The following is a 13,329-nucleotide window of genomic DNA, read 5'->3' on the forward strand; positions in this document are numbered from 1 at the left end:
ATGCAAAACATCGTCCTGATCATCCACCTGATCCTCGCGCTGTCGCTGATCGGCGTGGTGCTGCTGCAGCGCTCCGAAGGCGGTGGCCTCGGCATGGGCTCGGGTGGCGGCGCAATGACCGGACGCGCAGCCGCTTCGGCGCTGTCGAAGGTGACCTGGGTGCTGGCTGCGGCCTTCATCGTCACCTCGCTGGCGCTGACGCTGATCGCCGCCAAGAAATCTTCGGGCGCTTCGGTGCTGGACCGGATCGGCAATGCCCCTGCGGCATCGGCCCCCGTCAACAGCGACGGCGCCGCCGACACCACGGGCACCCTGCCCGGTGGCGGTTCGCTGCTGCCGCCGCCCTCGGGGTCCTCGGACACCAACGACCTTACTCCCTCGGCCAACTGAGGCCGGGGCCGGCCCTTGGGCCGGACCGCAGACACTCCCGGGCGCGTGGCTTCCGAAACGGTCGCGCGCCCGTTGCTTTTCGTCACCCCTGATCCACAACACCTTGCGGGCAGTTCCTGTCCCAAGGGCAGCATCTTGCGGGCCCTGTTGCCGAACGGCCCCGAATCTGTTACCGGTTAAATCCCGTGATGCTGCGGCCCGAAAGGGCCGTTTGGGCTTAGAACTGCGCAATGGCGCCGACCACTCACGGGAGCCTTTGATCCATGGCAAGATACATCTTTATCACGGGCGGCGTCGTGTCGTCCCTCGGCAAGGGTTTGGCCTCTGCCGCCCTGGGCGCGTTGCTCCAGGCGCGGGGTTACTCCGTTCGCCTGCGCAAGCTTGACCCCTATCTGAACGTCGATCCGGGCACCATGTCGCCCTTCGAGCACGGCGAGGTCTTCGTGACCGACGACGGCGCCGAAACCGACCTGGACCTGGGTCACTACGAACGCTTCACCGGCGTTGCGGCACGGATGACGGACTCGGTCTCGTCGGGCCGGATCTATTCCAACGTGCTGGAAAAGGAACGTCGCGGCGACTACCTGGGCAAGACCATCCAGGTGGTTCCCCACGTCACCAACGAAATCAAGGACTTCCTTCACATCGGTGAGGACGAGGTTGATTTCATGCTGTGCGAGATCGGCGGCACGGTCGGCGACATCGAGGGCCTGCCCTTCTTCGAGGCGATCCGCCAGTTCAGCCACGACCTGCCGCGCGGCCAGTGCATCTTCATGCACCTGACCCTGCTGCCCTATCTGGCGGCGAGCGGAGAGCTGAAGACGAAACCCACCCAGCACTCGGTCAAGGAACTGCAGTCGATCGGCATCGCGCCCGACATCCTGGTCTGCCGGTCCGAACAGCCGATCCCGCAGAAGGAACGCGAGAAGATCGCGCTGTTCTGCAACGTGCGCCCCGATGCCGTGGTGCCGGCCTATGACCTGAACTCGATCTACGAGGCGCCGCTGGCCTATCACCGCGAGGGGCTGGACCAGGCGGTTCTGGATGCCTTCCAGATCAGCCCGGCGCCGAAACCCGACCTGTCGCGCTGGCAGGACGTGCAGGACCGCATCTGGAACACCGACGGCGAGGTCAACATCGCCATCGTCGGCAAGTACACGCAGCTGGAAGACGCCTACAAGTCGATCAAGGAAGCGCTGATCCACGGCGGCATGGCGAACCGGATCCGGGTCAACGTGCAATGGGTCGATGCCGAGGTCTTCGACCACGAGGACGCCGCGCCGCATCTGGAAGGCTATCACGCGATCCTGGTCCCCGGCGGCTTTGGCGAGCGCGGCACGGAAGGCAAGATCAAGGCGGCGCAATTCGCCCGCGAGCACAAGATCCCCTATCTGGGCATCTGCCTGGGCATGCAGATGGCGGTGATCGAGGCGGCGCGGAACCTGGCGCATATCGAAACCGCAGGCTCCGAGGAATTCGACCACGAGGCCGGCCAGAAGCGGTTCGAGCCGGTGGTCTACCACCTGAAGGAATGGGTGCAGGGCAACCACGCGATCAAGCGCAAGGTCGGCGACGACAAGGGCGGCACGATGCGCCTTGGCGCCTATACCGCGACGCTGGCCGAGGGGTCGAAGGTGGCCGAGGTCTATGGTGCCACGTCGATCGAGGAACGCCACCGTCACCGCTATGAGGTCGACATCAAGTACCGCGACCAGCTGGAGGGCTGCGGCCTGACGTTCTCGGGGATGTCGCCGGACGGCAAGCTGCCGGAGATCGTCGAGGTCGAGGACCATCCGTGGTTCATCGGCGTGCAGTTCCACCCGGAACTGAAGTCGAAACCCTTCGAGCCGCATCCGCTGTTCAAGGATTTCGTGCGCGCCGCGAAAGAGATTTCCCGCCTGGTCTGAGGCGCGATCCGGGCGGGGTCCCGGGGGTAAGGACACGAGTAAGAGACAGGGCGCGGGAACCATCCCGCGCCCTGTTTCGTTTTGTCACCGAAGCGCCCTGAACCCGGCGCAACCTCAGGAGAGCCACCATGAATTCGATCATTTACCTCGTCGGTCTTGTCGTCATCGTTGCCGCCATCGTCGGCTTCGTCTTCTGACCAGGGGCACATCCCTGAACGGCCGGTCCTGGGCCTGCGCGGGTCCCCCTTGGGCGCGCGTGGCAGGGGGCTCTGCCCCCGCCGCTCCTGCGGAGCGCCTCCCCCGGAGTATTTCCGGCCAGATGATAAAGAACCCGCACAGCCATTGTGCGGGTCTTTTCATGGCCGCCGTGCGGTGGCACCGGTAGGATCGGCGCCAGCACAAGGAGCATGCCATGGAAGTGGGACTTTACACCTTCGGCGACATCGGGACCAACCCCGTGACCGGCGAGGTCGTCGATGGGAACAAGCGCCTGACCTACCTGATGGAGGAGATCGAGCTGGCCGATCAGGTGGGCCTCGATGTCTTCGGGCTGGGCGAGCATCACCGGCCGAACTATGCCGTTTCGGCCACGGCCGTGGCGCTGGCGGGGGCGGCGCGCACGACGAAGCGGATCCGGCTGAGTTCGGCGGTGTCGGTGCTGAGCTCGGATGATCCGGTGCGGGTGTACCAGCAGTTCTCGACGCTGGACAACCTGTCGGGGGGACGGGCCGAGCTGATGGTGGGCCGCGGCAGCTTCATCGAGAGCTTTCCGCTGTTCGGCTACGAGCTGAAGGATTACGACGCGCTGTTCGAGGAAAAGCTGGCCATGCTGATGGCCATCAACGACGGCGAAAGGCTGAGCTGGCCGGGGACCGAGTTCACCCAGAAGGTCGAGGGGCTGGGGGTCTATCCGCGCCCCGTGAAGGGTGAACTGCCGATCTGGATCGCCGCCGGGGGCACGCCGCAGTCGATGGTGCGGGCGGGGGCCTATGGCGCACCTCTGGCGCTGGCGATCATCGGCGGACAGCCGCGGCGGTTCGCGCCGCTGGCGGATCTGTACCGCAAGGCCGCGGCCCAGGCGGGCCATCCCGAAAAGGCGCGGGTGTCGCTGAACGTGCACGGCTTCGTGGCCGAGGATGGCAGGGCCGCGGCCGACATCTTCTTCCCGGCGCAGAAGCAGGTGATGGATCAGCTGGGACGTGAACGTGGCTGGCCACCGCAGAGCCGGGCGCAGTTCGATGCCGGCATGGGGCCTGAGGGCGCGATGTTCGTCGGCAGCCCGGCGCAGCTGGTGGACAAGATCCTGGGCCTGAAGGAGGATCTGGGCTTTGACCGGGTGGTGATCCAGATGGCGATCGGGGTGATCGAACAGAAGGAGATGCTGAAGGCCATCGAGGTGCTGGGCACCAAGGTCGCCCCCGAGCTGCGCAAGGCTGGCTGAGCGGCGGGGGGCACGGGGGGGATCTGCCCCCCGGACCCCCTTGGCCACAGGACAGCGAAAGGCGCCGGGAGACCCCGGCGCCTTTCGCGTTTTCCGTTGAGGGGGTGAGGTCCCTCAGATCTTGTTGCGGCCCATCGCCAGGATGCAGACGAAGGTGATCACCGCCGCCGCCAGCATGTAGTAGCCCACATAGGCCATGCCGTAGTTGGCCTGCAGCCATTTCGCGATGAAGGGCGCGAAGGAGGCACCGACAATGCCGGCAAAGTTGAAGGCCAGCGAGGATCCGGTGTAGCGCACCTCGGTCGGGAAGGGCGCGGCCAGCGCAGCACCGATGATGCCGTAGGTCACCCCCATCAGCGCCATGCCGATGGTCACGAAGATATAGACGCCGGTGGCACCCATGGCCGGATCCAGAAGCGGCCCCAGGGCGAAGGAGAAGACGCCGATCAGGAAGGTCACGCCCGCCAGCACCGTGTAGCGGGTCATCCGGTCCGCCAGCTTGCCGGCGATCGGGATGAAGACCCCGAAGACCACGGCACCCCAAAGCTGGATGTGCAGGGCCTGCGGCAGGGTCATCTTCAGCGTGCCGACGTTGTAGGACAGCAGATAGGCCGTGCCGATGTAGAACAGCACAAAGGTCGCCAGCGCCACGAAGGTGCCCAGGAACAGCGACATCTTGTGGGCACGGAACACCTCGACGAAGGGCACCTTGACGCGTTCTTCCTTGTCGATGGCCTTCTGGAAGGCGGGGGTTTCCGCCAGCGACAGGCGCACCCACAGACCGATCACGATCAGGATCGTCGAGGCCAGGAAGGGCACGCGCCAGCCCCAGGCCAGCATGTCGTCACGGCTCATGAAGCCCAGCATGACGGCGAACAGGCCCGAGCTCAGGAACAGGCCAACAGGCGCGCCCAGCTGCGGGAACATGCCGTACCAGGATTTCTTGCCCTCGGGGGCGTTCTCGGTGGCGATCAGCACCGCACCACCCCATTCACCGCCCAGGCCAAAGCCCTGCCCGAAGCGGCACAGCGCCAGCAGCGCGGGCGCGATGATGCCGATGGAATCGTAGGTCGGCAGCAGGCCGATGATCACCGTCGAGGCGCCCATCGTCACAAGCGCCGCCACCAGCGTCGTCTTGCGGCCGACACGGTCGCCGAAATGGCCAAAGACCAGCGCGCCGAAGGGACGCGCAAAGAAGGCGACCGAGAAGGTCGCGAAGCTGGCCAGCAGTGCGGTGGTGGCATCCTCGCCCGAGAAGAAGAGGTGCGGGAAGATCAGCACCGCGGCGGTGGCGTAGACGTAGAAGTCGAAGAATTCGATGGTCGTGCCGATGAGGCTCGCCAGCAGCACGCGCGAGGGCTTGTTGAGCGGGACAGCACCCGCCGAAGCCGGCGCAGTGGAAGTTGCGTCAGTCATGTCATCCGTCCGGTTCTTATGGCAGGCCGCGGACGCGCTCACCTCACGTCGGGCCAAGATTTTGGCGGCGTAACGCAACAATCCTGCGCCCGAAAGCCATTTCTGGAAATTTTACGCGCGGTCATAGCGGCGTTGCACAAATTGCATACCTTACGTGCCCGGATAATTGGCGCCGCGCATGACATGGATCCGTTACAAGCGCATGCGACAAGCGGAAAAACGCCCGTGCCTGGTGCCGCAGGCCAGGCCTTCTGCCCGAGGATCCCGATGCCCGAAGACACCCTCCCCCCCAGCCGCCTCGACGCGGCGCAGGACTGGCTCGAGGCGGAACTGCGCGACACGCTCGACGAGGATTACGAGATCGAGCTGGAGGACGCGATCCTGTCGATGCGCCTGCGCGAGATCTACGACAAGGCCCATGGACCGACCCTGCCGCGCGCCGACTACTTCCGCGCGCTGCTTCACCTGCAGGCCGAGCTGATCCGCCTGCAGGACTGGGTGGTACACCACAACGAAAAGGTCGTAGTCATCTTCGAGGGCCGCGACAGCGCCGGCAAGGGCGGGGTAATCAAGCGCCTCTCCCAGCGTCTGAACCCGCGCGTGGTGCGCACCGTCGCCCTGCCCGCGCCCAGCGAGCGGGAAAAGTCGCAATGGTACTTCCAGCGCTATGTCCCCCACCTGCCCGCCGGCGGCGAGATCGTCCTTTTCGACCGCTCCTGGTACAACCGCGCCGGCGTCGAGCGCGTCATGGGCTTTGCCAGCGAGCCCCAGGTGGCGCAGTTCTTCGACGATGTGCCGGATTTCGAACGGATGCTGGTACGCTCGGGCATCCGACTGGTGAAATACTGGTTCTCGATCACCGACGAAGAACAGCAGATGCGCTTCCTGATGCGGATCCATGACCCGCTGAAACAATGGAAACTGTCCCCCATGGACCTGCAGAGCCGGGTCAACTGGGAGGCCTACACCAAGGCCAAGGAAGAGATGCTGGCCCGTACCAACATCCCCGAAGCCCCCTGGTACATCGTCACCGGCAACGACAAGAAACGCGCGCGGCTGAACTGCATCGACCACCTGTTGTCACTGATGCCCTACACAGACGTGCCGCACGAGGACATCACCCTGCCCGAGCGCGTCTACAATTCCGACTACGAACGCGCTGTCCTGCCCCCGGAACTCTACGTACCCTCCCGCTACTGACCGGTTCCCTCATCTGGCCGGAAATACTCCGGGGGGAGGCGCGCAGCGCCGGGGGGCAGCGCCCCCCTTCCGACGTCTGCCCTGGCTGCAGCCCGCGCAGGGGGCTCTGCCCCCGTCTCCTGCGGAGACTCCCCCGAGGTATTTCGGAACAAGAAAATGAAGAAAGGCCCCGGACGTTTCACGGTCTTGCTCATTGGCGGCGGACCGAGGGCGTCTTATAGTGAGGCCATGTTCGGTGATTTCCTGACCCGCCTCATCACACCCGCTCCCTCGCCTCTGGACGAAGGGGGGGGCCGTCTTGCGCTGAGCGCGCTGCTGGTGCGCGTGGCGCGCTCGGACGGCGAGTACGACCTGCGCGAGCGCGACGTCATCGCCCGGATCCTGGCCAGCCGTTATGCTCTGTCGCCCTTCGAGGCCCAGCGGCTGTTGAGCGATGCCGAAGAGCTGGAGGCCCAGGCGCCCGACACCGTGCGCTTTACCCGCGCGATCAAGGACGCCGTGCCCTACGAGGACCGCCTTTCGGTCCTTGAGGCGCTCTGGCGGGTTGTGCTGGCAGATGGCGACCGCGACCCGGAAGAGGATGCGCTGCTGCGGTTGGTAAGCTCGCTGCTGGGGATCACCGACCAGGACAGCGCGCGCGCGCGGCAGAAGGCCGACCGCCCGGGCGGCGCCTGAGCCCGGGCAACGCCACGACACCCCGCAGGCAGAGGTTGATTTTCGCCCGCTTTCTCGGCCTAATCGGCCATCCCCCGCAAAAGGACCTTGCCCCGTGAACCAGCCCGTCATCGAGATCCGCGACCTCCACAAGGCCTATGACGAGCTTGAGGTGCTGAAGGGCGTGTCGCTGACGGCGCACCGGGGCGATGTGATCTCGCTGATCGGGTCGTCGGGGTCGGGCAAGTCGACGCTGCTGCGCTGTGCCAACCTGCTGGAGGACAGCCAGGCCGGCGAGATCCTGTTCAAGGGCGAGGCGGTGCACTGGAAGGGCCATGGCCGCCACCGCCGCCCGGGCGATGCCCGCCAGGTGCTGCGCATCCGCACCAACCTGTCGATGGTCTTCCAGCAGTTCAACCTGTGGTCCCACATGTCGATCCTGCAGAACGTGATGGAGGCGCCGATGACGGTCCTCGGCAAATCCCGCGAGGAGATCGAACCGAAGGCCCGCGAATACCTGGAAAAGGTCGGCATCGGCGACAAGGCCGACGCCTGGCCCGCGCAGCTGTCGGGCGGCCAGCAGCAGCGCGCCGCCATCGCCCGGGCCCTTGCCATGGAGCCCGAGGCACTGCTCTTTGACGAACCGACCTCGGCGCTCGATCCCGAGCTGGAGCAGGAAGTCGTCAAGGTCATCAAGGCGCTGGCGGCCGAAGGGCGCACCATGATCATCGTCACCCATGACATGCGCATGGCCCATGATGTCTCGGACCACGTCGTCTTCCTGCACCAGGGCCGGATCGAGGAACAGGGCGCCCCCGAAACCCTCTTCGGCAATCCGCAAAGCGAACGCCTGCGCGGCTTCCTGTCGGCCACATCCCCGGTCTGAGCACGGCCGGTGCCGCTCACCGCGGCGTGACGTCACGTGAAAGCCGGAAATGGGCCGGAGCGTCAAGAAAACCGCTTGTCAACCCGGGCGTGAGTGGGAACCCTTGACCCCAGAACCGCACAGAACGGTTCCGGGGCCGGAATGCCCCGCAAGTCTGGGAGACACACATGAAGACGACCATCCTTACCACCGCGCTTCTGGCGCTGATGGCCGCCCCCGTACTGGCACAGGACGTGGTGCGCATGGGGACCGAGGGCGCGTACCCTCCGTACAATTTCATCGACGACAACGGCCAGGTCGCGGGCTTTGAACGCGATGTCGGCGACGAGCTGTGCAAGCGCGCCGCGCTGAGCTGCACCTGGGTGACCAATGACTGGGATTCGATCATCCCGAACCTGGTCTCGGGCAATTACGACACGATCATGGCCGGCATGTCGATCACCGACGAGCGCAAGCAGGTCATCGACTTCACCCAGGATTACTATCCCCCGACGGAATCGATCTACATCGCCCCCGAAGGTGACGTGGACCTGAAGGGCGGCGTGATCGCCGCACAGACCGGCACGATCCAGGCGGGCTACGTGGCCCAGACCGGCGCCACGCTGCTGGAATTCGCGACCGGCGATGAAACCATCGCCGCCGTCAAGAACGGCGAGGCCGATGCGGTCTTCGCCGACAAGGACTTCCTGCTGCCCTACACCACCGACGGCGCGCTCCAGGTCGTGGGCGATCCCGTGGCCCTCGGCGGCGGCATCGGCATGGGCCTGCGCAAGTCCGACACCGCGCTCAAGGACAAGTTCAACGCCGCCATCACCGCGATGAAACAGGACGGTTCGCTGAACGCGCTGCTGGTCAAGTACTTCGGCAAGGACGTCAAGCAGTACTGATCCCAAGGGGCACCCCGGTCCGCCGCCCGCGCGCCGGGGTTCCCCGTCATCTGGCCATAAATACTCCGGGGGAGTCAGCCGCAGGCTGACGGGGGCAGCGCCCCCGCCCCGGTCCGGGCCCAAGATCCCGCCGCCGACGGAGCCCCATGTTTTCCTACTGCGCCGATCCCGCCACCCTCGACCGCCTGCACTGGTTCGCCTGCTACCTGACGACCGCCAAGCAGATCATGTTCTACCAGAGCTTCCTGGTGGTCATCGTGCTGATGCTGATCACCGCTCCCATCGCGCTGGCTGCAGGCCTGCTGGGGGCGCTGGCGGGGCGCGCCCATTTCGCGCCGCTGCGCTGGATCGGCTGGGCCTATGCCAACATCGTCCGCGGCGTGCCCGACATTGCCTTCTTCCTCTTCGTGCCGATCGCCCTCGACCAGGGGATCGAATACCTGCGGCTGAAGGTGAAATGCCCCGACTGGACCCAGCCGGTGCACCAGGGCAACGATTTCGTCGTCTGCGCCGCCGCCAAGATGCCGCTGAACTCGGCGCCGCAATACGTGCATGAACTCTACGGCATCGCGCTCGCCATCGCGGCCTATACCTTCGTCTTCGGCGCCTTCGGCGCCAATGTCCTGTCGGGCGCCATGCGCGCCGTGCCCCGCGCCCAGCTGGAAACCGCCGAGGCCTACGGCATGAGCCGCGGCCAGATCACCCGCCGGATCCTGCTGCCGCAGATGTGGGTCTATGCCCTGCCCGGCCTGTCGAACCTGTGGATGATCCTGATCAAGGCCACGCCGCTTCTCTTCCTGCTGGGGGTCGAGGACGTGGTCTACTGGGCACGCGAACTGGGCGGCTCGAAGACCGCCGCCTATACCTATGCCCATCCCGACTGGCGGCTGTGGTACTTCCTGGTGCTGCTGGTCTTCTACCTGGGCCTGACGCGGCTGTCGGAAATCATCTTCGCGCGGCTCGCCCGCCGCCTCTCGCGCGGCCAGGCCACCGCCGCCGGCATGAAGGAAGCCCGCGCATGAGCCTCGTTCCCTGCCTCGATGTCATCCACCACTACGGCCTGCGCTCCATCGGCCTGGGAGAGCGCCTGCTGCCGCGCAATGATTTCACCCTCTGCGACCAGGTCGTGCTGATCGGCTCGGGGATGGTGTGGAACCTCTATTTCGGCCTCCTGGCGCTGGCCTTCGGCTTTTTCAGCGCGATCGCCGTGGCGCTGGCACGCAACAGTTCCCACCCCCTGCTGCGCAAGCCCGCCGACACCTTCGTCTTCGTCTTCCGCGGCTCGCCCCTCTTCATCCAGTTCTTCCTGTTCTACCAGCTTTTCACCATGATCCCGCGCGACGACATCACCCTGATGGGCATCGACATCTCCGGCTCGTGGCTGTCGCGGGCCTGGGCGGGGGCGCTGATCACGCTGTGGCTGAACACCACCGCCTATGCCGCCGAGATCTTCCACGGTGCCCTGCGCTCGATCCCGAAGGGCGACCTGGAGGCCGCCGATGCCTATGGCTTCTCGGGTTGGAAAAAGTTCCGCCGCATCATCTTTCCCACCATGCTGCGCCTGGCCTGGCCCGCCTATACGAACGAGGCGATCTTCCTGTTCCATGCCACGACGCTGGTCTTCTTCTCGTCCTTCCCGGCGCGCCAGCAGCAGGGCGATGCACTCTATTATGCCAGCTATTTCGCGCAGAAGACCTTCAACCCCTTCATCCCCTACCCGATCCTGGCCTGCTATTTCATCGCCCTGACCATGGCCGTGGTGCTGGTCTACGGGCTGATCTATCGGCGCCTGAACCGCCACCTGCCCAGCAACACCCGGCCGCGCCTGCGCGTGCGCCCGCAGCTGGTCCGGTGATCCGGTGCCGGTTCCCGCGCCCGGCCATAATTTAATCAAATCACCAGATCTTCGGCACCCCCCTGTCACAAAGGGGGTTTCCGATGCTGTTTTCCTGGCGCATGATGCTTATGTAATTTGATCATATTTAAGAACCCAGAGACGCTGGGCGCAACAGAGGACCCCATGACCTTCGACCAGTTTCGCACCTTCCGCGTGGCCGCCAGCGATCTCAACGGCCAGATGCGCGGCAAGCGGATCCCCCTGGCGACCTATGACAAGCTGCATGCCGAGGGCACGCGGATGCCGCTCTCGGTCCTCAATGTCGACATCTGGGGCGCCGATATCGAAGACAGCCCCCTTGTCTTCGATTCAGGCGACGAAGACGGCATCCTGAAACCCACCGAACACGGCCCCGTGCCGATGCCCTGGCTCGACAGCCCCTCGGCGCTGGTGCCGATGTGGATGTTCCACGACGACGGCACCCCCTTCGCAGGCGATCCGCGCCACGCGCTGGCCCGGGTGCTGGATCGCTACGCGGCCCGCGGCTGGCGCGTCCAGGCGGCGGTGGAAATGGAATTCTACCTGGTCGACGACACCGGCCATCAGCTGGCGGCCCCGCAGAACCCGATCTCGGGGCGGCCGGTCTTCGGCAATGCGATCCTGTCGATCCGCCAGCTCGATGCCTTCGACAGCTTCCTGACCGCGCTCTATGACGCCTGCGAGGCGATGGACATCCCCGCCGACAGCGCCTCCTCCGAGGCAGGCCTCGGCCAGTTCGAGATCAACCTCGCCCATCGTGACGCCATGGCCGCCGCCGATGATGCCTGGCTCTTCAAGGCGCTGGTGCGCGGCATGGCCCGGCGCCATGACATGGCCGCGACCTTCATGGCGAAACCCTTCGCCAATGACGCGGGCAACGGGATGCATGTGCATTTCTCGGTGCTGGACGAGGCGGGCAACAACATCTTCGACAATGGCGGCCCCGAAGGCACACCCCTGCTGAAGAACGCCGTCGCAGGCTGCCTTGCGGGCCTGGCGGGCGGCACGCTGATCTGGGCCCCCCATGGCAACAGCTATGCCCGCTTCACCCCCGGCGCCCATGCCCCCACCGGCAACTGCTGGGCCTATGAAAACCGCACCGCCTCGATCCGCATCCCCTCGGGCCCCGCGAAGGCGCGCCGGATCGAACACCGCGTGGCCTGCGGCGACATCAACCCCTACCTGGCGCTGGCCGCGATCCTCGGCTCGGCGCTGGCCGGCATCGAGGACGGGCTGGAACCGCCGCCCCCGATCACCGGCAATGCCTACGGGCAGGACCTGCCGGGCCTGATGCCCGACTGGCAATCGGCCATAGAACGCTTCGAAACCGACCCGATGATGGCCCGCATCTTCCCGCCCGAGATCATCCGCCACTTCACCATGACCAAGCGCCAGGAACTCCGCCGCCTGGCCGAGCTCCCCCCCGAGGAGCACTGGCTGGTCTATCTGGAAACCGTCTGAAAGGTTCTTTCATCTGACCCGAAATACTCCGGGGGGAGGTGCGCAGCACCGGGGGGCAGCGCCCCCCTCCGCCGCCGGTCAGGGGGCGCTGCCCCCGAGGCTCCTGCCGGAGCCTCTCCCCCGGCATATTTGGGGAAAGATGAAAGCGCCGGCCTAGGCCTGCATCTGCAGTTTCAAGAAGAAATCCTCGAAGGTCAGATTGTGATCGATCCGCGTATAGACCCTGATCTGCCGGCCCCCGGAGGCCGCGTCATAGCCGCCCGCCGCGGTGATCCGCCGAGCCGGGCGCCACAGGTATCGGCTGGAGCTCGGGTCGGGCTGGAACGAGGCCTGCAGCGCGGTCAGCGTGACCAGCGGACTGTCGCCCAGGATGTAGGTCTCGCCGATGTTGATCCCGTAGCGGGGCAGCCTCTGCATCAGATCGTCGATGCTGTCGGCCAGGAAGGCGCCCAGCGGGCCTGCGGGGCGGACGCGGGCCTGCAGCTGGGCCTGGCTGACCAGCATCTGGCGGTAGGCATCGCGCGGCACCTGCCACAGGGGCAGGTCGCTGTCGTTGAAGACGATGCGCGCCGCGGGGATGTCGATGGCGAGGTTGTATTCCACCGCATCCGCGCCGGGCGGCGGGGCGGCCAGATCGGGATATTCCGGGCCGCCGATCCAGATCAGCGTCAGGCGTTCGGCAATCGCGGGGTGGGCCTTCCAGGCCAGGGCGATCTCGGTCAGGCCGCCGCCCGCGCAGTAGTAGAGCGGCCGGTCGTCGTCACGCAGCGCCTCTTGCAGGATCGCCTGGGTCGCCGGGCTGGCTGGCAGGGGCGCGCCTTCGGTGATCGCGACCTCGGTGCCCTGCACCACCTTCGGGCCCCGGGCCGCATAGCCCATGACCTCCAGCAGCTTGCCCACCCGCGTGACCGCATGGGCGGCCTGGGCATCGGAGGGGTCGAAACCGTCGCCCTTCCCCAGGTGAGAGCCCACGATCAGCGCCACCTCGACCGAGGGCGACAGCAGGTGATGTGCGGTCTGGAACAGATCGTCGGGATCGCCCGCGAAATCATTGTCGATGATCACCCGTGCCCGCGGCGTGATCAACGGGTTGGCCAGGGCCCGCGCCAGCGTTGGCATCCCCATGCCTCCCAGCCCGGCAAGGGCCCCCAGCCCGGCCAGCGTGCCGCGTCGTGTTACCATGGCGAAATCCTCCTCGGGGCGGCCGCGAC

The 13,329-nt window shown here is 66.1% G+C and carries 12 protein-coding genes; 10 read left to right on the forward strand and 2 right to left on the reverse strand.

The features are described from left to right. From secG to AC2ITM_RS11370, 3 genes are all read left to right on the forward strand, one after another. Positions 1 to 390, forward strand: a complete 390-nt coding sequence (gene secG, locus AC2ITM_RS11360) for a preprotein translocase subunit SecG (protein WP_486466761.1) — start codon at positions 1 to 3, stop codon at positions 388 to 390. A gap of 263 nt (positions 391 to 653) precedes the next feature. Next, positions 654 to 2,297: a CTP synthase gene (pyrG, locus tag AC2ITM_RS11365; protein ID WP_486466762.1), complete on the forward strand. Its 1,644-nt coding sequence runs from the start codon at positions 654 to 656 to the stop codon at positions 2,295 to 2,297. A gap of 412 nt (positions 2,298 to 2,709) precedes the next feature. After that, positions 2,710 to 3,738, forward strand: coding sequence for an Atu2307/SP_0267 family LLM class monooxygenase (locus tag AC2ITM_RS11370; RefSeq protein WP_486466763.1), 1,029 nt, complete (start codon positions 2,710 to 2,712; stop codon positions 3,736 to 3,738). Between the two features lie 114 nt (positions 3,739 to 3,852). Here AC2ITM_RS11370 and AC2ITM_RS11375 read toward each other — a convergent pair whose 3' ends face one another. Continuing rightward, the gene (locus tag AC2ITM_RS11375) at positions 3,853 to 5,154 is read right to left on the reverse strand and encodes an MFS transporter (RefSeq protein WP_486466764.1); all 1,302 of its coding nucleotides are present in this window, start codon (positions 5,152 to 5,154) and stop codon (positions 3,853 to 3,855) included. A gap of 267 nt (positions 5,155 to 5,421) precedes the next feature. Here AC2ITM_RS11375 and ppk2 point away from each other — a divergent pair, with 267 nt between their 5' ends. The 7 genes from ppk2 (at position 5,422) to AC2ITM_RS11410 (ending at position 12,118) form a co-directional block, all read left to right on the forward strand. Then, positions 5,422 to 6,354, forward strand: a complete 933-nt coding sequence (gene ppk2, locus AC2ITM_RS11380) for a polyphosphate kinase 2 (protein ID WP_486466765.1) — start codon at positions 5,422 to 5,424, stop codon at positions 6,352 to 6,354. A gap of 228 nt (positions 6,355 to 6,582) precedes the next feature. Then, positions 6,583 to 7,029 (forward strand): tellurite resistance TerB family protein, encoded by a 447-nt coding sequence (locus AC2ITM_RS11385; protein ID WP_486466766.1) that lies wholly within the window; start codon positions 6,583 to 6,585, stop codon positions 7,027 to 7,029. Between the two features lie 94 nt (positions 7,030 to 7,123). Further along, a complete protein-coding gene (locus AC2ITM_RS11390; RefSeq protein ID WP_486466767.1) occupies positions 7,124 to 7,894 on the forward strand; it encodes an ABC transporter ATP-binding protein in 771 nt (256 codons plus the stop codon). 167 nt (positions 7,895 to 8,061) lie between these two features. Next, entirely contained in the window at positions 8,062 to 8,781 is a 720-nt protein-coding gene (locus AC2ITM_RS11395) for a transporter substrate-binding domain-containing protein (protein WP_486466768.1), read from the forward strand. Between the two features lie 146 nt (positions 8,782 to 8,927). Then, entirely contained in the window at positions 8,928 to 9,803 is an 876-nt protein-coding gene (locus AC2ITM_RS11400; RefSeq protein WP_486466769.1) for an ABC transporter permease, read from the forward strand. Next, positions 9,800 to 10,636 (forward strand): ABC transporter permease, encoded by an 837-nt coding sequence (locus AC2ITM_RS11405; RefSeq protein ID WP_486466770.1) that lies wholly within the window; start codon positions 9,800 to 9,802, stop codon positions 10,634 to 10,636. Before AC2ITM_RS11400 ends, AC2ITM_RS11405 begins: the two co-directional genes overlap by 4 nt. 165 nt (positions 10,637 to 10,801) lie before the next feature. Further along, positions 10,802 to 12,118: a glutamine synthetase family protein gene (locus AC2ITM_RS11410; RefSeq protein ID WP_486466771.1), complete on the forward strand. Its 1,317-nt coding sequence runs from the start codon at positions 10,802 to 10,804 to the stop codon at positions 12,116 to 12,118. A gap of 153 nt (positions 12,119 to 12,271) precedes the next feature. Here AC2ITM_RS11410 and AC2ITM_RS11415 read toward each other — a convergent pair whose 3' ends face one another. Beyond that, positions 12,272 to 13,300: a nucleoside hydrolase gene (locus AC2ITM_RS11415; RefSeq protein ID WP_486466772.1), complete on the reverse strand. Its 1,029-nt coding sequence runs from the start codon at positions 13,298 to 13,300 to the stop codon at positions 12,272 to 12,274. Between the last annotated feature and the right edge of the window lie 29 nt (positions 13,301 to 13,329).

This window comes from Pseudooceanicola sp. NS-SX9, assembly GCF_057380705.1.

Bases quoted from the DNA above. Each gene is read 5' to 3' on its own strand.
- ppk2 (WP_486466765.1), top strand. From the start codon at position 5,422: ATGCCCGAAGACACCCTCCCCCCCAGCCGCCTCGACGCGGCGCAGGAC.
- AC2ITM_RS11405 (WP_486466770.1), top strand. From the start codon at position 9,800: ATGAGCCTCGTTCCCTGCCTCGATGTCATCCACCACTACGGCCTGCGC.
- AC2ITM_RS11400 (WP_486466769.1), top strand. From the start codon at position 8,928: ATGTTTTCCTACTGCGCCGATCCCGCCACCCTCGACCGCCTGCACTGG.
- secG (WP_486466761.1), top strand. From the start codon at position 1: ATGCAAAACATCGTCCTGATCATCCACCTGATCCTCGCGCTGTCGCTG.
- AC2ITM_RS11410 (WP_486466771.1), top strand. From the start codon at position 10,802: ATGACCTTCGACCAGTTTCGCACCTTCCGCGTGGCCGCCAGCGATCTC.
- AC2ITM_RS11375 (WP_486466764.1), bottom strand. From the start codon at position 5,154: ATGACTGACGCAACTTCCACTGCGCCGGCTTCGGCGGGTGCTGTCCCG.
- pyrG (WP_486466762.1), top strand. From the start codon at position 654: ATGGCAAGATACATCTTTATCACGGGCGGCGTCGTGTCGTCCCTCGGC.
- AC2ITM_RS11395 (WP_486466768.1), top strand. From the start codon at position 8,062: ATGAAGACGACCATCCTTACCACCGCGCTTCTGGCGCTGATGGCCGCC.
- AC2ITM_RS11370 (WP_486466763.1), top strand. From the start codon at position 2,710: ATGGAAGTGGGACTTTACACCTTCGGCGACATCGGGACCAACCCCGTG.
- AC2ITM_RS11415 (WP_486466772.1), bottom strand. From the start codon at position 13,300: ATGGTAACACGACGCGGCACGCTGGCCGGGCTGGGGGCCCTTGCCGGG.
- AC2ITM_RS11385 (WP_486466766.1), top strand. From the start codon at position 6,583: ATGTTCGGTGATTTCCTGACCCGCCTCATCACACCCGCTCCCTCGCCT.